The sequence below is a fragment of the Halomonas cupida genome (assembly GCF_900142755.1).
Lineage (GTDB): Bacteria > Pseudomonadota > Gammaproteobacteria > Pseudomonadales > Halomonadaceae > Halomonas > Halomonas cupida.
Genome location: NZ_FRCA01000009.1, coordinates 1 through 17,955, shown reverse-complemented (window position 1 = coordinate 17,955; position 17,955 = coordinate 1). Strand labels below are relative to the sequence as shown.

At 60.2% G+C, this 17,955-nt stretch carries 15 protein-coding genes; 5 read left to right on the top strand and 10 right to left on the bottom strand.

The window, feature by feature from the left end; translation table 11 throughout:
* Positions 1–6 precede the first annotated feature (6 nt).
* Both BUE38_RS15460 and BUE38_RS15455 read left to right on the top strand, forming a co-directional pair.
* Complete coding sequence (locus BUE38_RS15460; RefSeq protein ID WP_084541985.1) at positions 7–2,178, top strand: site-2 protease family protein; 2,172 nt, start codon at positions 7–9, stop codon at positions 2,176–2,178.
* A 111-nt stretch (positions 2,179–2,289) separates the two neighbouring features.
* The gene (locus BUE38_RS15455; RefSeq protein WP_371860451.1) at positions 2,290–3,057 is read left to right on the top strand and encodes a FadR/GntR family transcriptional regulator; all 768 of its coding nucleotides are present in this window, start codon (positions 2,290–2,292) and stop codon (positions 3,055–3,057) included.
* 156 nt (positions 3,058–3,213) lie between these two features.
* Here BUE38_RS15455 and araH read toward each other — a convergent pair whose 3' ends face one another.
* The 4 genes from araH to BUE38_RS15435 form a co-directional block, all read right to left on the bottom strand.
* On the bottom strand, positions 3,214–4,227 hold the full coding sequence (gene araH, locus BUE38_RS15450) for an L-arabinose ABC transporter permease AraH (protein ID WP_073436148.1): 1,014 nt from the start codon (positions 4,225–4,227) through the stop codon (positions 3,214–3,216).
* 110 nt (positions 4,228–4,337) lie between these two features.
* Positions 4,338–5,876 (bottom strand): L-arabinose ABC transporter ATP-binding protein AraG, encoded by a 1,539-nt coding sequence (gene araG, locus BUE38_RS15445; protein WP_073436147.1) that lies wholly within the window; start codon positions 5,874–5,876, stop codon positions 4,338–4,340.
* Positions 5,860–6,798, bottom strand: a complete 939-nt coding sequence (locus BUE38_RS15440) for an arabinose ABC transporter substrate-binding protein (RefSeq protein WP_371860452.1) — start codon at positions 6,796–6,798, stop codon at positions 5,860–5,862. Before BUE38_RS15440 ends, araG begins: the two co-directional genes overlap by 17 nt.
* 438 nt (positions 6,799–7,236) lie before the next feature.
* Positions 7,237–8,331: an aldose epimerase family protein gene (locus BUE38_RS15435; RefSeq protein ID WP_234987057.1), complete on the bottom strand. Its 1,095-nt coding sequence runs from the start codon at positions 8,329–8,331 to the stop codon at positions 7,237–7,239.
* 370 nt (positions 8,332–8,701) lie between these two features.
* On the opposite strand from BUE38_RS15435, the gene BUE38_RS15430 reads away from it, so the two are divergent.
* The gene (locus BUE38_RS15430) at positions 8,702–9,679 is read left to right on the top strand and encodes a LysR family transcriptional regulator (RefSeq protein WP_073436144.1); all 978 of its coding nucleotides are present in this window, start codon (positions 8,702–8,704) and stop codon (positions 9,677–9,679) included.
* A 58-nt stretch (positions 9,680–9,737) separates the two neighbouring features.
* On the opposite strand, the gene BUE38_RS15425 is transcribed toward BUE38_RS15430, so the two are convergent.
* The 3 genes from BUE38_RS15425 to BUE38_RS22650 form a co-directional block, all read right to left on the bottom strand.
* Positions 9,738–10,682: a Gfo/Idh/MocA family protein gene (locus BUE38_RS15425; protein ID WP_073436143.1), complete on the bottom strand. Its 945-nt coding sequence runs from the start codon at positions 10,680–10,682 to the stop codon at positions 9,738–9,740.
* Between the two features lie 101 nt (positions 10,683–10,783).
* Entirely contained in the window at positions 10,784–11,710 is a 927-nt protein-coding gene (locus BUE38_RS15420; protein ID WP_073436142.1) for a LysR substrate-binding domain-containing protein, read from the bottom strand.
* Between the two features lie 17 nt (positions 11,711–11,727).
* The gene (locus BUE38_RS22650; RefSeq protein ID WP_143166355.1) at positions 11,728–11,943 is read right to left on the bottom strand and encodes a hypothetical protein; all 216 of its coding nucleotides are present in this window, start codon (positions 11,941–11,943) and stop codon (positions 11,728–11,730) included.
* 176 nt (positions 11,944–12,119) lie between these two features.
* Between BUE38_RS22650 and BUE38_RS15410 the strand changes: the two genes are divergently transcribed.
* The gene (locus BUE38_RS15410; protein ID WP_073436140.1) at positions 12,120–12,431 is read left to right on the top strand and encodes a hypothetical protein; all 312 of its coding nucleotides are present in this window, start codon (positions 12,120–12,122) and stop codon (positions 12,429–12,431) included.
* On the opposite strand, the gene BUE38_RS22645 is transcribed toward BUE38_RS15410, so the two are convergent.
* From BUE38_RS22645 to BUE38_RS15400, 3 genes are all read right to left on the bottom strand, one after another.
* Positions 12,377–12,760: a hypothetical protein gene (locus tag BUE38_RS22645; protein WP_143166354.1), complete on the bottom strand. Its 384-nt coding sequence runs from the start codon at positions 12,758–12,760 to the stop codon at positions 12,377–12,379. The genes BUE38_RS15410 and BUE38_RS22645 overlap by 55 nt on opposite strands.
* Before the next feature lie 31 nt (positions 12,761–12,791).
* Positions 12,792–14,594: an IlvD/Edd family dehydratase gene (locus BUE38_RS15405; protein WP_073436139.1), complete on the bottom strand. Its 1,803-nt coding sequence runs from the start codon at positions 14,592–14,594 to the stop codon at positions 12,792–12,794.
* Between the two features lie 121 nt (positions 14,595–14,715).
* The gene (locus tag BUE38_RS15400) at positions 14,716–16,476 is read right to left on the bottom strand and encodes an IlvD/Edd family dehydratase (protein WP_073436138.1); all 1,761 of its coding nucleotides are present in this window, start codon (positions 16,474–16,476) and stop codon (positions 14,716–14,718) included.
* Between the two features lie 236 nt (positions 16,477–16,712).
* Here BUE38_RS15400 and BUE38_RS15395 point away from each other — a divergent pair, with 236 nt between their 5' ends.
* On the top strand, positions 16,713–17,729 hold the full coding sequence (locus BUE38_RS15395) for a TRAP transporter substrate-binding protein (RefSeq protein WP_073436137.1): 1,017 nt from the start codon (positions 16,713–16,715) through the stop codon (positions 17,727–17,729).
* Positions 17,730–17,955: the final 226 nt, after the last annotated feature.

Below are 17,955 nucleotides of genomic sequence, written 5' to 3'. Positions count from 1 at the left end.
GGTCCGATGATCAATCTCTCCAGCAGTGACGTTGCCACGACTCTGACCGCCGATGAGCCCGGCGCCACGGACCCACGCCTCCAGCGCCCGGTACCGCCATTGCGTGATGACCTGCATCTGGTCGAAGTGGCCCGTGAACGGGATGGTGAACCCGCGTGGTGCATCGAGGACCCGGTCACCAATCGCTTCTATCGCATCGGCTGGCTGGAATTCGAATGTCTGCGTCGTTGGGGTCAGAGGCCCGAGCAGATCTGTCAGCAGATACGTGCCCAGACGGCACTGGAGCCGGATGTTGACCAGGTACTGGCACTGGTCGAGTTTCTCGCTACCCATCACCTACTGCGACCGGATACCGCCACGGTCGATCGCTTTGCCGCCGAGGCCAATGAGCGCTCGCCCTGGCTCAAGGCCAAGTGGTGGTTGCACAACTATCTGTTCTTCCGCCTGCCGTTGGTGCGTCCACAACGTGCCCTTCAGACCATGGCCCGCGCCCTTCCCTGGTTGTTCACACGCAGTTGCGTCATGGCCGTGCTGCTGTTGGGCATACTGGGGATCCTGCTCGTGGTGCAGCGCTGGGATCGCTTTACCCATGCCGTGGTCGAAGCCTTCTCGCTCTCGGGGCTGGTGAGCTTTGCCTGTGCTCTGGTGGTAGCCAAGTCATTTCATGAATTGGGCCATGCACTGGTGGCCACCCGTCTCGGCGTCAAGGTAGCGCATATGGGCATCGCCTTTATTGTGCTGTGGCCGATGCTCTACACCGATACCGGAGAGAGCTGGAAGCTCAAGGGGTCGCGCCAGCGCCTGGCAATATCCTCGGCGGGTATCCTGACCGAGCTGGCGTTGGCCGGGCTGGCGACACTCGGCTGGGTGATGACCCAACCTGGCGCACTGAACAGCGCCCTGCTGTATCTGGCAACCACCAGTTGGGTACTGTCGCTGGCACTGAATTCCAGTCCCTTCATGCGTTTCGACGGCTACTTCATCCTCACCGACGTGCTCGACTTTCCCAACCTCCACGAACGTGCCGGTGGTCAGGCACGCTGCTGGTTGCGCCGCAGGTTGCTGGGCCTGAACGAGCCCTGGCCGGAAGCGTTTTCGCGCTCGCACCGTCGAGCCCTTGTAGGGTTTGCCTTCGCCACCTGGCTGTATCGCCTGGTGCTGTTTCTGGGGATTGCCGTGGCCGTCTACACCATGTTCTTCAAGGCACTGGGGATTTTCCTGTTCGTCGTCGAGATCCTGTGGTTCATCGTGCGCCCGATACACCAGGAGCTGTCCCACTGGTGGTCACAGCGTCGCGCCGTCCCGAGGCATTTCCGTGTTGGCTGGCTGCTGGTAGCCCTGGGCTTGACCGCGCTGCTGTTCATTCCGTGGCAGACCAGTGTCGGCGGCCCCGGCGTCATTCATTCGGCGCGCTCGCTGACCTACTATGCACCGATGCCGGCCAGACTAGAAGCTCGCCATGACGATGGTTCAGTGGAACAAGGCGCCACGCTGGTCAGTCTGATCGAGCCGGATATCAGCCTGGATCTCGCCGCTCAGCAGGTCGCGCTGGACAATATCGATGCCGAACTGACCGGGCTGCTCGACAACCCTCAGGGACGGGCTCAACTGAGCGCCGCCCAGGCAAGGCGTCTGCTCAACCTCAGCAATATCGAGTCTCACCAGCGCGAGATCACTCGTCTTCATCTCTCGGCTCCCTTCGCCGGCAAGTGGCAACGCATCAACGAACAGCTGGCACCTGGTCAGTGGCTGAGCCCCCGGGAACCACTGGGGGTGCTGATCGACCCCGCACACTGGGTAGTGGAAGGTTACATTGACCAGCAGGACATCCATCGCCTGGAAGTCGGCAGCTCGGTGCGCTTCTTCGTCGAAGGTCAGCCCAGCGCCCTGCACGGTGAACTGGTGCGTATCGCGCCATCACGCACACGGCTGCTGGACCAGACCATGTTGGCTGAGCGCCATGGCGGTGTGCTCAAGACCCAGCAGGAGAGCGGTAGTGAGGGACAGCCACTGGAGCTGGAGCAACCGCTGTTTGCCGTTCAGGCCCGCATTGACACGAGCTGGAACGACATTCGCGAAGCCCGCGGGCGGTTGCATATCGACGCCGAACGTCAGAGTCTGGCGGCACGCCTGGGCACCTGGCTGGCAGCCATTGCGGTACGCGAAAGCGGATTCTGACCCGCGTCATCATCTGCCGGACAATGGAGGCAAGGACGCCCAGCAACGAAGGGTGGAATTGAGTAAATGTTCAACATATGCGAGGATCGGCTGGACCCTGAATGGAGCTCAATAGTGCCGCCTTCCCCCGCTACCACCAGCAAACGCCCCAGTGTGACAGAGTACCTCGCCGAAGCAATCTTCTCCGGCCGTTATCAGCCCGGTGATCTGGTACCCCGGGAAGTTGATCTCTCCGCTCAGTTCTCCCTCAATCGTTCCGCCGTACGCAGCGATATTCGCCAACTGGTCGATGCCGGCATCATCGAGCGCATTTCCGGCCATGGCACCCGGGTTCGCGACTTTGATGCCTGGAACATCCTCGACCCTCAGGTCACCGACTGGATGACCCGCTACGCGGCGCCAAACCCGGATATCCAACGCGAGATTCTGGCCTTTCGACTCGATGTGGAGCCCTGGGTGGCCATGACCGCAGCACGTCGTGCCACTGCCCGCGACCTGGTGGCCATCGAGGAGGCCTTCGAAGGCATGGAGCGTGAGATGTATGCAGCGGGAAGCAACGCCAGGCGCCTCCACAGTGACCATGACATCGCCTTTCACGTCGCCATATTCAAGGCCACGCGCAATATCGTCTGGTCACAGCTCTCACACATCCTGCGCCCGTCGATCTACCTGCTGATCGAGATGTCCAACGAGAGCTCCACCGACCCCGAAGCCAGTCTGGAGCGCCACCGTGAGCTGATGGAGGCAATCCGTGCCCGACAGCCACAGACAGCCTTTCGCGCTGCGGAGGCTGTACTTGCCGGTACCGCCGAGGCATTGGGACTGCAGCCGGGCGATGCCATCCTCGGCAGCGGTGTGGAACTTCCTCCCTCGGCGTAAAGCTCCATCAAGCACGGACGCGCCTCTCTGGAATACACTCCGAACGAAAACGAGCCACGAGGTCATCCCTCATGGCTCGTGTTGCTCGTGGCTCGCGACCCACAGGGATGTGGGAAGTGCGTTTGTTCGTCTGGAACGAACATAGCTGCTCGTAGCTCAGCCTCGACTACGCCGTGTCTGTTTCCAGCGGTCGAACATCACCGCCAGCAGCAGAATGGCACCGCGCACCAGATACTGATAGAAGGTGGGCACATTGAGCAGGCCCATGGCGTTCTGTACGCAACCCATGATCAGCACCCCAACCAGTACCCCGGTAATCGACGCCACCCCACCGGACAGTGCCACACCACCGAGCACACAGGCCGAGATCACCGCAAGTTCCAGTCCCAGCGCAGTATTGGGATCCCCCAGGCCCATGCGTGAAGTCAGCAGTACACCAGCGATACCAGCGACTACACCCTGCAGACCAAACACGATGACCTTCAATCGACGGACATTGACGCCAGCCAGAGCGGCAGCCTCGGCATTGCCCCCGGTGGCCAGCACATTGCGCCCGAAGGCGGTCAGGTTGAGCAGCACACCAAACACCACGAAACACGCAATCATCGTCCAGACCGGCAGGGTCAACCCGAGAAAGGAGGCGCTGCCCAGTTCGAAGAAGGCAGGCACTGTAATCATTACCGCGTCACCGCCGGAAGTGATGTAGGCCAGACCACGCACGAACTCCATCGCTGCCAGGGTAGCGATCAGCGAATTGATCCCGAAACGCGCTACGACAAAGCCATTGAAGGCACCCACTGCGCCCCCGGCGGCAATCCCACCCAGCACACCGATGAAGACACTGCCCGAGGTGGTGGTGATTACCGCCGCCACCACTCCGGTAAAGGCCACGATGGAGGCCACCGAGAGGTCCACTTCCCCCAGCGCCAGCACCAGCATCATGGTGGTGGCGATGGTCCCGATCACTGTCACCGACAACAGCAGACCGACCATGTTACGGCTGGTCAGGAAGTCGGGGATCAGCACCGAGAGGCCAATGAACAACAGGATAAAGACGGCAATCAGGCCGGAAGTATCGAGCAGCGTGCGCAGGGGTTTGGCCAGTCCCTGACGGCCCTTGGCGCGTGGTGCCTCAGCACCATCGCCTTCAGCCAGGCGTTGAGTCGTCATAACATCTCTACTCATTTCGTTATTGGAAGAAAGTCGCTGGAAGAAAATCGCTGGAAGAAAAGACTCTGAGAGAGCGCTGGCAAGAGCAGCAAACGCCGCCACTCGCGCCATCAACTCGGCAGGGCAAGACTCAACAGGCGTTCCGGAGTCACCTGGTCACGAGGCACGATATCCACCAACTCACCATCGCGCATCACGCCAACACGGTCACAGATAGCCGTGATCTCCGCCAGGTCGCTGGAAATCACCACCACGCTCTTGCCTTCGTCTGCCAGGTCATACAGCAGGTTGTAGATATCCCGCCGCGCGCCGACATCGATCCCTCGGGTAGGCTCATCCATGACAAACAGCTCGATCTGCTCGGACAACCAGCGTGCCAGAATGACCTTCTGCTGGTTGCCACCGGACAGCGATGCGATCGGCGTTCGTGGCCCCGGCGTCTTGATGCTGAGTCGACGGATGTAGTCCTCGGTATTGTCGAGCTCGCGTCGTGCATGGCGCATCCAGCCAAGGCGCTTGAAGAAGCGCCGACAACTGATATTGAGATTGTCGGACACACTGGCGATGGGAAAGATGCCCTGGGACTTGCGGTCTTCCGGGCACATGGCCAGACCCGCACGTATGGCATCACCGGGAGTCGAGAAGCGCCGAACCTGTCCCTGGAAACGGACCTCACCGGCACTCGGCGCTTCGACGCCACAAACGAGACGCATCAACTCGCTGCGACCGGCACCGACCAGACCGAACAGCCCGAAGACCTCACCACGATGCACATCGAAGCTCACCGGGCTGGTTACCCCATGCCCTGCAACACCGGCAATCGACAGCAACACCTCTCCTCTAGTCCGTGGCCGATAGCCATAGACATCCTCGATATCGCGCCCGACCATCTCGCTGACCAGGGTATCGTGATCAAGGCCCTGCATGGTGTCGTGGGTGCGGATATGGCAGCCATCACGAAATACCGTGACCGCATCACACATCTCGAAGACTTCTTCCATGCGGTGGGTGACATACAGGACGACCCTGCCTTCGTCACGCAGACGCTTGACGATACGCTTGAGCTGTCGGGTCTCGTGCACGGACAGGCTGCTGGTCGGCTCATCGAAGGCAATGACTCGGGCGTCGCGCAGCAGGGCTCGACCGATCTCGATCATCTGCTGCTGACCAATCGACAGGTCGCGCACCTTCGTCGCCGGGTGAACCTCGGTTTCGCCAAGATCGTCCAGCACCTCTCGGGCCCGGGCATATAGCCGCTTGCGGTCGAGCAGCCCACGGTTCTCGGGTAGCTGGCCAAGCAACAGGTTTTCCGCCACGGATAGATTGGGCGACAGCGTCAATTCCTGGTAGATGATGGCAACCCCCTGCGCCAGCGCCTCACGGGCATTGGCAAACAAGTGGCGTTCGCCATCCAACCAGACGGCGCCTGAAGTGACACGGTTGACGCCACTCAAGACCTTGAGCAACGTTGACTTTCCAGCACCATTCTCGCCCATCAACGCATGGACCTGGCCAGCGTGAGCCTCGAAGCTCACGCCATCCAGCGCACGCACACCGGGGAATTCGACCGTGACATTGTCGACCTTCAGGAAGGCTTGAGTCGATGGCAGAGGCGCGGTGCCGGCAACTTCATCAAAGGCCAAGCTCATCGCGCACCTGCTCCCAGTTGTCTCTTGTCATCAAGGTACCGGTGGTCTCGACATTGGCCGGCGGCTCGACGCCTTCGGTCACCCACTGATAGAGGCTACTGGCCGTTTCGCGGCCATGCGAAGTGGAGCTGACCGCTACGGTGCCGTAGAAGCCAGTGGGATTGTCCCGGGAGAACTCAGCAAAGGCGGCACCGGAGCCATTGATCCCTACGCCAATCACATCTTCCGGCGACAGACCATATTGTTCGGTGGCCCTTACGCCACCCAGCACACTCTCCTCATTGAGGGCATAGATGATCCAGTGCTCGAACTCACCATTCTGTGAAATCACCGGCGAGGCTGCGGAGAAGGCACTGGCGGTATCAGTGTTCTGCTGTGGCGCATCGAAGATATTGTCCTCGGGGAGTCCACGCTCGATCAGTTCCTGCGTCGCGCCATCGGTACGCTCCTTCGCGGTCGGCAGTTCATAATTGGTGATACGCAGCGCAGCGACTTCCTCGGGATCCCAGCCACGCGCCTCCATCTCGTCGGCGATGGCATTACCCACCTGCTGGCCGATCTTGAAACCGGACATGCCGAGATGCGGTACTCCTTCCATCGGCTCACCGTCGGCGCCCACAAAGCGATCATCCACGGTGACCACTTTCATGCCGTACTGCTCAGCCCGATTCATGATCGCCGGCCCCAGGCGCACATCCGGCGGACAGATGACGAAACCCTTTGCGCCCTGGGAGTTGAGGTTGTCAATGGCGCTGAGTACCTGTTGACCATCTTCCCCGGCCAAACGCACCACCTCGAAGCCTTGCTCCTCTCCGAGGGCCGTGGCCGCTCTCTGCTCATTGATGAACCAGGCCTGCTCAGGCTTCTTGACGATGAAGCCCAACTTGATGTCATCGGCTGCCTGCGCGCCTACCGTGGTCATCAAGGCCAGTCCTGTCCCCAGGGTGATGGTCGTCAACAGTGACAGGGGTCTCATATCATGCTGCTCCTCAATCGAGCTGAATTTATTGTTGTGGAAACGTGGTTGTGGAAATGTCGTTGTGGGAATGGGCGCTGCTGCGCCCATGAGCCTGCTGTGTCGAACTCTAGGCGTATCACCCATAACCGCCAAATAGCATTAACGACTGGCATTGATATCCATTTAGTTATCACTATGTCGCGATCAGCCGCCAATAGCCGGATCTCGGAAGAAGGGCCATCACCACCGTTGCGACTAAAGTGCGTAGATTTGTCGGTCGAGAAGGAAGGATTGGTACAGAGTCCTTACAAAGATCATGTCATTCAGACGTCAAGCCCCGCATGAGCGGGGCTTGATGATCGTTGCAGTCAGTGTGAAGCGCCAGATCAGGCTTTGAGCCAGTCAGCGGGTGGAGAACCGATAGCGGGTATGGCTGAGCCAGGTCTCGCCGGGTGACAACAGCGTAGAGGGGAAATCGGCCTGGTTGGGTGAGTCAGGATAGTGCTGGGTCTCCAGTGCCAGGCCCGACCGATGACCATAGGGCTGACCGGCTTTCCCCTCCAGCGAGCCATCGAGAAAGTTACCGGAGTAGAACTGTATCCCCGGTTCGGTGGTGTAGACCTCCATCACCCGGCCACTGTCTGGCGCCTCGACACGTGCCGCCAACACCAGGTCGTCACCAGCCTCACGCTTCAGCACGAAGTTATGGTCGTAGCCTTGACCACGCTGCAGTTGCTGGTTGTCTTCGTCGATACGGGCACCGATCGCGGTCGGCTGGCGAAAATCAAACGGTGTGTCGGCGACTGAGCGAATCTCGCCGGTCGGTATCAGGCTGTCATCCACTGGGGTAAAGGCGTCAGCATTGAGGGTCAACTGATGGTCGAGAATATCGCCGTTGCCCTCGCCCTCGAGATTGAAGTAGCTGTGCTGGGTAAGATTCACCGGTGTGGTTGCAGTGGTCGTGGCCTGGTAATGGATATCCAGCGCATTGTCGTCGGTCAGGGTGTAACGCACCTCGGCCTCCAACTGACCCGGATACCCCTGATCACCATCTTCGCTGGTGAGTGTCAGCACCACGCCGACACCGCTGCCCTCCTCCACTGGGCTGACCTCCCAGAGGCGCTGATCAAATCCCCGACTCCCACCATGCAGAGAGTTGTTGCCGTCGTTCTGCGGCACCTGCCAGGTCTGGCCATCGATCTCGAACTGGCCACCGGCAATGCGGTTGCCATAGCGACCGATGAGGGCACCGAAATACGGATTGGCCTTGCGATACTCCGGTGCCAGATAGTCCTCGAGACTATCGAAGCCCAGCACGATATCCGCCTGATTGCCCTCGGCATCCGGCGTCTTGAGGGACACAATGGTGCCTCCCAGTGACATCACTGTCATCTCCATGCCATTGTCGTTGACCAACCGGTAGAGCTCTACCTCACGCCCATCCGGCAGTTGGCCAAAGGTCTGCGCCGTCACACCGGCGGCAGGCACCTCACTCATCCTTGTTTCCTCCTGAGTTGTATCACCGGCCAGTGCGGACAGTGGTAGACCCACCAGCATCGCAGAAACCAGGCCAGCAGTCGCACGGCAGCCGACATGGCGCTTGCGGGAGGGAAAGCCCCTCTCCCGTACAGCCGGCTCTGACGCTACCGAACGCGATGGAGCAGGCTGTGAAGGACCTGGGTGTAATGAAAAAAGGCGTGATAAACCAGGGCGTGATGAACCAGGTGACAGCATTCGCATTCTCCAGACACAGGTATGGACTGAACAACCGGAGTGTCTTCCGGTTGAAATCCCAGCCTGGACATCGCTCTGATTAACCGCTAATACTCCCTTGTCACATTTCTCATATCCATTTGGCTATCACCCTATGACGCGAGCGGTAGACAACGACGACCTCGCCCCGGACTGGTATCTCGATGTCCGACTAAAGTTACGCCATATGCAACTGTTGGCGGCACTGGACGACCACCGCAACCTGCATCGTGCGGCGAATAGCCTGGGCATCAGTCAACCGGCAGCGTCAAAGCTCCTCGGTGATCTCGAGCAGCGCCTGAGGCTGAAGCTCTTCGAGCGTCATTCCCGGGGCCTCGAGCCCAACTGGTATGGCGAGATCATGGTGCGTCATGCCCGCACCATGCTGTCTTCACTGAAACAGACCGGTGACGAACTCAATGCACTGAAGGCCGGCAACGCCGGTACCGTTGCCGTGGGCACCGTGATGGATCCTACCGTGACCCTGCTTACCCAGGCGCTGGAAGAGACCCGTCTGGACCTACCGGGACTCAAGGTCAGTGTGGACGTTGATGTCAGCCAGGCCCTGATCCCCAGGTTGCTGAATGGCGAGCTCGACCTGGCGCTGTGTCGCATTCCGGCAGGGTTCAATGCGGGTGACTTCGTGTTCGAGGAAATCGGCGAAGAAGCCATCTGCATCGTCTGTCGTCATGACCATCCGCTCACCGCTTCCAACAGCCCCGATCTCGCGGCGATGATGCGCTATCCCTGGGTGTTGCAACCGTCAGGATCACTGATGCGCCAGCGCTTCGATTATCTGCTGACCTACCACGGACTGACGCCTCCTCTACAGATTGTCGATACTCCCGACATTCTGGTCTCCCTGGCCCTGGTCTCCGCCACCGATACACTGACAGTCACCACCCAGGAGGTCGCAGATCTACTCTGCGACCGAGGGCGCTTTCGTCTACTGCCGACACGCGAGGCCCTGAGCGTGCAACCCTATGGCCTGGTGACTCGACGCGAAACGCGCCTGTCCCCAGGCGCCGCCGCCTTGAGCACCAGGCTGCGGGATGTGATTCGTCGTCAAAGCTGGCGACGCCCGGCACGCTGATCCACTGGCTCATTCATCTCCTGACTCAACCGCCGCCCCGCTCAACTGTCGACCCCGTTCAACTGTCGACAAAGTCCTCTACCCAATGGCGATGGCCAAGCATCAGGGCATCGGCAACATGGCGCAGCGGCGTGATGTCCATATCACTGACGCCACGCGCCAGCAGTTCATGAAAGTGCGCATAGACGCCCTGGTATTCACGTTCAGGCGCATCGATGACCACTTCACCGTCAATGATCAAGCGTGCTCCGCCGCCTTCCAGCGCCAGCACACCACAGTCGGTCTCGAAGGTCATGTTCCAGTGGGGCGGATCCTCGTGACGGAAATCAAGATCCGCCGCAATCCTGCGCGCCTGCCCGGAAGGCCCATCACCGAGATGGAAGTCGAGCCTCGCAGCAATCGGTGTCTGGCAGTTGCCTGGTACCTCCAACTCGGCTCCCTTCAGGAAGAACGGTTCGTCGAGCAGGTGGGTCAGAATCGATAGCGCATTGATCCCCGGATCGAACACCCCCATGCCACCGGCTTCCCATAGCCATGTCTGGCCCGGATGCCAGACATGCACATCCTCGTGCCAACGGATCGCCACTGAATCGACCTGGCCTCGCGACAGCCACTTTCGGGCCTGTGCAATACCCGGCGCATAGCGTGAATGCCAGGCAGAAAACAGCACCTGCCCCAGGTCCTCGGCAAGGCTCCTGAGATCCTCGGCCTCAGCCAGGGTAGTGGCCGGGGGCTTTTCGAGCAACACCGCCCGGCCCCTGGTCAGCGCCTCACGAGCCAGACGATGACGCAGTCTGGCTGGAGTACAGATGGCCACCGCATCGATCTCTGGGTGAGCATCGAGCATCGCCGTCAGATCCGTGAAGCCCGGTAGTCCTTCGAGCTGCACACCAGGATCGGCGTAGGCCACCAGTTCCAGACCCGGCGTTGCCTCGATGGCAGCCAGATGCTGATCCTGGACGATCTTTCCCGCCCCCACGAGACCCACACGAAACACCGACATAAACGGCTCTCCCCCTGCTCATTGAGAACATCATATTGAAAAGGTCATTGAAAACATCATATTGAAAAGCTTATCCCCAGAGGTCGCCAGCCATCGCGACATCAGGCGCTGGCCAGTTCCAGTGACTGTCCACTCCAGTGCTGGAACGCCTCGATCACCGTTTCAGCCAATGCATCACTGGCGGACTGACGATCGGGGTGACGCAGCATCAGCACCTGGTAATTGCCCATGACAGGGAGGCCGACGCCTTGACCCAGGCTACGCAAGGGTGCCTCCACCATGCTGGCCGGTAATGCCGATACCGCCAGGTCGGCGCTGAGCGCCGCACAGAGACCAGAGGTACTCTCGCTGACATAGGCAATGCGATAGTCGATGTCGGTGGCGTCAAGCGCCGCCAGAGCCATGCGGCGCCAGGCACAGCCGTGGTTGGAGAGCGCCAATTGCAGTGGACGGCATTCGCTGGCCAACCCTCCACTGCGACCGGCCCATACCAACGGTTCGCTATGTACCACTTCCCCTCTTCCCTCAGGCAGGCCATCGGTACCGGAAGTCATCAGAGCCACATCGAGGTCATCACCATCGAAACGCTCCATCAATTCCAGACTGGGAGCAACGCTCACGTCCACCTGCACTGACGGGTGGAAACGGGCAAAACGCGACAGCACTTGTGGCAACAGCCGGGTGCCCACATCGTCCGCTGTGCCCATCCGCACCGAGCCCTGCAGGGCCGGCTGCAGAAACTGGGTGACGGCCTCCTGGTTGAGGTTCAGCAGACGTCGAGCGTAGCGCAACAGCGTCTCGCCCTCGGTCGTGGTGCTGATCCGCCGCGCCTCACGCACCAGCAGCGCCTTGCCGAGCGTCGCTTCCAGACTCTTGATCTGCATGCTCAGCGCCGAGGGGGTGCGATGCACTTGCTGAGCAGCGCGCGAGAAACTGCGGTTTTCGACGATGGCCACAAAATTGCGCAGCACATCGAGATCCAGTAACGGCAATGGTGCCTGCCAGCCCGGGCCGACGGAAGCGGACATGGTGGGGTCCTCTGGTTCTATAGGAACAGCTCTCTGGAAACGATTCTCTTATTAACATGGCAATCAAATAGCTCATCCTGATCGATTTGATTGTCGTCCACACCACACTGGCGCAGATGCGCGGATCTGCTGGTGTGGTGCGGTCTCGCGTCGGTCTGATGGCCGACGGCGGCACGTCCCTGTGCCGCTATTAACCCAACATGAAAGCATGCCGGGTTAATAAAACAGATCATTGAAGATCATGCTTTCAGATTTCCTGAAAATACAGTGTAGCAAGTTTCGCTGGATTGAACAGAATGCAGCGACGATGCTGCGGGTGTAGACCTCGCCCCAGGCATCATTCGACGACATTCCGGGGCCATGGATTCCCGACTTGTCCCAACAAGTCACCGTCACAGGAGGCAGCACCATGCAACAGCTCAATCGTCGACATCAGACCCAAGCCAGGAATGAACACCCTGACATGGAGGACCGGCAGGAAGAGACGGCACTGAATCGCATGCCGGATCTGGTCATGCCGGCCATGCCACCGCTGGGTTTGATCACCGCCATTGAAAACTGGATAAAGCGACGTCTGGACGCGTGGAAACACCAGCACCATCTGCGACGCAGCCGGCAAGAGACCGAGCTGCTCGATCAACGCCTGAGAGATGACATCGGAATCGATCAGCCATCAGTGGATGAGCAGACTCCCGGGGCTGCCGGTCCCTGTCGGGGTTGATCAGGCTGCTGCGGATCACTATTAACATGGCCATCAAATAGCTCATCCTGATCGATTTGATTGTCGCCCGCACCACACTGGCGCAGATGCACGGATCTGCTGGTGTGGTGCGGTCTCGCGTCGGCCTGATGGCCGACGGCGGCACGTCCATGTGCCGCCATTAACCCAACATGAAAGCGTGCCGGGTTAATAACATGGCAATCAAATCGCTCATCCTGATCGATTTGATTTTCGTCTGCATCACACTGGCGCAGATGCGCGGGTCTGCTGGTGTGGTGCGGTCTCGCGTCGGCCTGATGACCGACGGCGGCACGTCCCTGTGCCGCCATTAACCCGACATGAAAGCATGCCGGGTTAATATCAGTGGTTGTCCCGAGGCGGAGAACACCGAGCCACATCGCGATAGTCATCGGCACCACGCAGTGTCATGCCACGATCCAGCGGTTCGATCAGCGTCCGCTGGATCTCCTGCCAGGGAGTCTGATGGGCGGGATAGCGGTAACCACCGTCGCGTTCCAGTTGTTCCCGGCGCCGGACCAGTTCCTGATCATCAATCAGCAGTTGTACTTCCCCACGCGCCAGGTCCACACGCAGGCGATCGCCGCTTTGCAGCAAGGCCAGAGGCCCGCCGGTCGCCGCTTCCGGCGACGCATTGAGTATCGACGGAGACCCCGAAGTCCCCGACTGTCGCCCATCGCCGAGACATGGCAGAGAATCCACGCCCTGACGGATCAACGCCTCCGGCGGCTGCATGTTGACCACCTCGGCGCCACCGGGATGCCCCACCGGCCCTGCGCCTCTCATCACCAGTATGGTCGTGGCGTCGATGCCCAGATCGGGATCATCGATCCTGGCGTGATAATCCTCGGAACCATCAAAAACCACCACCTTGCCCTCAAAAGCATCCGGATCATCAGGATTGGAGAGGAAACGCTGGCGAAAATCCGTAGAGATGACGCTGGTCTTCATCAACGCCGAATCGAACAGATTCCCCTTGAGATTGAGGAACCCGGCCTGCTTGAGCAATGGAGTATCGAAGCGACAGATGACATCCTCGTCGAGGGTCTCGCAGCCGACGACATTCTCGGCCATCGAGCCTCCATTGGCGGTGATGGCCTCGCCGTGAATCAACCCGTGCTTCAGCAACTCGTTGACCACCGCCGGCACGCCTCCGGCACGATGGAACTCCTCTCCGAGATAGACACCAGCGGGCATCACATTGGCCAGCAGCGGCACCTCATGGCCCAGTTGCTGCCAGTCATCATTGCTCAGCGGCACCCCAGCGTGGCGAGCAATGGCATTGACATGCACCGGCGCATTGGACGAGCCACCCAACGCCGAGCACACCACGACGGCATTCTCGAAGGCCTCGCGGGTCAGGATATCCAGAGGGCGCAGGTCCTCCCAGACCATCTCCACGGCCCGCTGACCGGTGTCGTACGCGACCATGGCGCGCTCTTTGTAGGGCCCCGGAATCATCGCCGAGCCCGGCAGGCTCATGCCCAGCGCCTCGGCCATCGAATTCATGGTCGAGGCCGTGCCCATGGTATTGCAGTGTCCCACCGAGGGTGCCGAGTCAGTGGCGGTGGAGAGGAATTCGGCATAATCGATCTCACCGGCAGCCAGGCGCTTGCGCAGCTCCCAGATGATGGTTCCCGACCCCACCCGCTGATTGCCGCGCCAGCCGTTGAGCATAGGTCCGCCGGACAGCACGATGGCCGGGATATTCACCGTTGCCGCCGCCATCAGGCAGGCCGGAGTGGTCTTGTCACAGCCGGTGGTCAGTACTACACCGTCCAGCGGGTAGCCATGCAACACCTCGACCAGCCCCAGATAGGCGAGGTTGCGATCCAGTGCCGCAGTGGGACGGCGTACATTCTCGTGGATCGGATGCAGGGGGAACTCGAAGGGCACGCCCCCTGCAGCCCGAATGCCATCCTTGACCCTCTTGACCAACTCGATGTGGTGACGATTGCATGGGGTGAGATCCGACCCCGACTGGGCAATGCCGATGATCGGTCGCCCCGAGGTCAACTCGTCGAGGGTCACGCCATAGTTCATGTAGCGCTCGATACACAGCGCCGTGGTCCCCGGATGCTCCGGGTTATCGAACCACCAGCGCGAACGTAACTGATCCGGGGTCAAGCGTGGGCGTTGAGACATGGGGTCTCCCTATTCGAGCTACGAGCTACGAGCTACGAGCTACGAGCTACGAGCTACGAGCAGTGTGGCTATTGGTGGCAAATTCCCATCAAGGGTTGGTATGAGAACCTGGTGTGAAAACCTAGTGTGAGTGGCGAGGCACTTCCGCTCCCCGACATCCCACCAGGAAGTCGAAGTCACAACCCTCGTCCGCCTGCAGCACGCGCTCGATATACAACTGGCGATAACCGCCGGTGGAGGCTATCTGGCGCGAGGCCTCGGTCGGATCGTTCTCCGCCAGGCGAGCGGCTAGCTCTTCCTCACTGATATCCAGGTGCAGCTTGCCGGCATAGGCATCCAGTTCGATCCAGTCACCGTTGCGCACCGCCGCCAGCGGGCCACCCGCCGCCGCTTCCGGGGATACATGCAGTACCACCGTGCCGTAGGCGGTACCGCTCATGCGGGCATCGGAGATGCGCACCATATCCTTGACGCCCTTCTCGAGCAGCTTGGAGGGCAGCCCCATGTTGCCGACTTCCGCCATGCCGTGATAGCCCCGAGGACCACAGTGCTTCATCACCAGCACGCTGGTCTCATCGACATCGAGGTCCGGGTCATTGATGCGTGCCTTGTAGTCGTCGAAATTCTCGAACACCACGGCGCGACCACGATGACGCATCAGCTCGGGGCTGGCCGCGGACGGCTTGAGCACGGCACCGCGTGGTGCGAGGTTGCCACGCAGCACACACATTCCGCCATCCTCGACCAGCGGCTTTTCCAGCGGACGAATCACTTCATCATTGTAGATCGGTGCGTCCTTGACGTTATCCCACAGTGTCTGGCCGTTGACGGTCAAGGCATCCTTGTGGGGCAGTCGGTCGACTTCGCCCAGACGACGCAGAACCGCAGGCAGACCGCCGGCATAGTAGAACTCTTCCATCAGAAAACGTCCTGACGGCTGCAGGTCGACCAGCGTTGGCGTGCCGCGCCCGATTCGATTCCAGTCATCCAGTTCCAGGTTGACACCGATACGTCCGGCGATGGCCTTGAGATGGATAACCGCATTGGTCGAACCGCCGATGGCAGCATTGGTGCGGATGGCGTTCTCGAAGGCCTCACGGGTCAGTACCTTCGATAGACGCAGATCCTCGTGCACCATGTCGACGATACGATTGCCCGACAGATGGGCCAATACATAGCGACGCGAATCCACTGCCGGGATTGCCGCATTGTGCGGCAACGAAGTGCCCAGCGACTCGGCCATGCAGGCCATGGTCGAGGCCGTGCCCATGGTGTTGCAGGTACCCGCCGAACGCGACATCCCGGCCTCGGCAGCCATGAAGTCATGGATGGAAATACGTCCCGCCTTGACCTCCTCCGACAACTGCCAGACCACGGTGCCCGAGCCGATATCCTGTCCCTTGTGCTTGCCATTGAGCATCGGCCCACCGGTGACCACGATGGTCGGGATATCGCAACTCGCCGCCCCCATCAGCAGCGCCGGAGTGGTCTTGTCACATCCCACCAGCAACACCACGCCATCCATGGGGTTACCACGAATCGCCTCCTCGACATCCATGCTAGCCAGATTGCGAGTGAACATGGCAGTGGGGCGCAGATTGGACTCGCCATTGGAAAACACCGGGAATTCCACCGGATATCCACCAGCCTCGAGAATCCCCTTCTTCACGTGCTCGGCAATCTTGCGGAAGTGTGCGTTGCAGGGCGTCAGCTCTGACCAGGTGTTGCAGATACCGATGATCGGCCTGCCATCGAACTCATGATCGGGAATGCCCTGATTCTTCATCCAGCTGCGATACATGAAACCGTTCTTGTCGGCGCTGCCGAACCATTGTGCGCTGCGCAGTTGGCGCTTGGCAGAGGATTCGTTGTCCCGGGCCATGGCAATGCTCCTCGGATGTCACGGTAGGTAGATGACGCTTGTGAACTGCGGTTGCAGCCACCCTATCCGCTCCCCTATGCAAAGTACACACATACGAAAGTATATGTTGAACATATTAGCCCAATGAGCAACATTGCTCCTCCGAGCAATCCATGTTCACCGTCTTCAAGAGGCGGTTTCCCCACAACGCTTCTCAACAACAACTCCCTACAACAACACCTGACCGGAGAGCGACCATGAACAGAACACTCCCTACGCTGATACTGGCCTCTGGCGCACTGTTGACCTCAGTAACTGCGCAGGCCGCCGAGTACGAATGGACCTTCCAGGCATCGGAAACCGCCGGTGAGCCCAGTTTCAAGATCAAGCAGGAATGGGCCGAGCGCATCAGTACCATGACCGACGGTCGCGTCAGTATCGAGGTACTGCCCATCAACTCGGTGGTCGGGCCGACCGAAACACTCCAGGCGGTATCTTCCGGCATTCTGCAGGGACATATGACCGATCCCAGCTACTTCTCCGGCCAGGATCCGGCCTTCGGCATGATCGGTAATCTGGTGGGTGCCTGGAACAATCCCTATGACTTCCTGGAGTTCATGAATTCTGCCGGTGGTGAAGACCTCTACAACGAACTGGTCGAGCCCTATGGCGCGCACCTGATGGCGGCCGCCACCTTCCCGCTGGAGTCAATTCCCTCCACGGTGCCGATCGAAAGCCTGGCGGACTTCGAGGGGCTCAAGATCCGCGCGCCCCAAGGGATGGTCTACAACATCTTTGAGCGCATCGGTGCCACGCCGGTCAACCTGCCTGGCTCTGAGGTCTACACCGGACTCGAGAAGGGTGTCATCGATGCGGCCGATTCCACGGTGCTATCCAACAATGACGCCCAGGGGCTGCATGCCTTCGCGCCCTACCCGCTGTATCCCGGCTTCCACTCCATGCCGATGATCGCCGTGTCACTCAACAAGGAGATCTGGGATAGCCTGCCGGCCGACCTGCAAACCACGCTGGAAACCGCTTTCGACGGCATGGCCTATGACCTGATTGCGCGCCTCAAGGCCCAGGACATCGAAACCCTGGCCCGCCTCAATGAGGATCCGGAAGTTCATCCGTTCGATCTGCCTCAGGAAGAACGCATCAAGTTCCGTCAGGCCGCCGAACAGGAATGGCAGGAATGGGCCGGGCAGAACGCCATGACCCAGAAACTCTATGACTCGGTGACCAGCTTCCTGCGTGCACGCGGCCAGCTGTAACCGCTTTCCTTCCACCGCGATTTCGATACCTGCGTCCGGGCACAGTCCCGGACGCTGCGCGGCCTTTCGAAATCCCTTGTCGAGTCCGCTTGTTGAGACAGTTTCCGAGGACGCCCCATGAGTGACATAACGCCGGAAAAGGCTCCCGACCCGGTGCGCAGCGGCTTCGACCGCTGGGTGGTCAAGGCCGGACAAAGTGCCGCCTGGCTGGTGTGTGTGGCGATGA

What these genes read in the sequence shown, in the direction of transcription:
- BUE38_RS15460 (WP_084541985.1), top strand. Translation starts at nt 7, where the DNA reads ATGATCAATCTCTCCAGCAGTGACGTTGCCACGACTCTGACCGCCGAT.
- araH (WP_073436148.1), bottom strand. Translation starts at nt 4,227, where the DNA reads ATGACGACTCAACGCCTGGCTGAAGGCGATGGTGCTGAGGCACCACGC.
- araG (WP_073436147.1), bottom strand. Translation starts at nt 5,876, where the DNA reads ATGAGCTTGGCCTTTGATGAAGTTGCCGGCACCGCGCCTCTGCCATCG.
- BUE38_RS15440 (WP_371860452.1), bottom strand. Translation starts at nt 6,798, where the DNA reads ATGACCACGGTAGGCGCGCAGGCAGCCGATGACATCAAGTTGGGCTTC.
- BUE38_RS15435 (WP_234987057.1), bottom strand. Translation starts at nt 8,331, where the DNA reads ATGAGTGAGGTGCCTGCCGCCGGTGTGACGGCGCAGACCTTTGGCCAA.
- BUE38_RS15430 (WP_073436144.1), top strand. Translation starts at nt 8,702, where the DNA reads ATGACGCGAGCGGTAGACAACGACGACCTCGCCCCGGACTGGTATCTC.
- BUE38_RS15425 (WP_073436143.1), bottom strand. Translation starts at nt 10,682, where the DNA reads ATGTCGGTGTTTCGTGTGGGTCTCGTGGGGGCGGGAAAGATCGTCCAG.
- BUE38_RS15420 (WP_073436142.1), bottom strand. Translation starts at nt 11,710, where the DNA reads ATGTCCGCTTCCGTCGGCCCGGGCTGGCAGGCACCATTGCCGTTACTG.
- BUE38_RS22650 (WP_143166355.1), bottom strand. Translation starts at nt 11,943, where the DNA reads ATGATCTGTTTTATTAACCCGGCATGCTTTCATGTTGGGTTAATAGCG.
- BUE38_RS15410 (WP_073436140.1), top strand. Translation starts at nt 12,120, where the DNA reads ATGCAACAGCTCAATCGTCGACATCAGACCCAAGCCAGGAATGAACAC.
- BUE38_RS22645 (WP_143166354.1), bottom strand. Translation starts at nt 12,760, where the DNA reads ATGGCGGCACAGGGACGTGCCGCCGTCGGTCATCAGGCCGACGCGAGA.
- BUE38_RS15405 (WP_073436139.1), bottom strand. Translation starts at nt 14,594, where the DNA reads ATGTCTCAACGCCCACGCTTGACCCCGGATCAGTTACGTTCGCGCTGG.
- BUE38_RS15400 (WP_073436138.1), bottom strand. Translation starts at nt 16,476, where the DNA reads ATGGCCCGGGACAACGAATCCTCTGCCAAGCGCCAACTGCGCAGCGCA.
- BUE38_RS15395 (WP_073436137.1), top strand. Translation starts at nt 16,713, where the DNA reads ATGAACAGAACACTCCCTACGCTGATACTGGCCTCTGGCGCACTGTTG.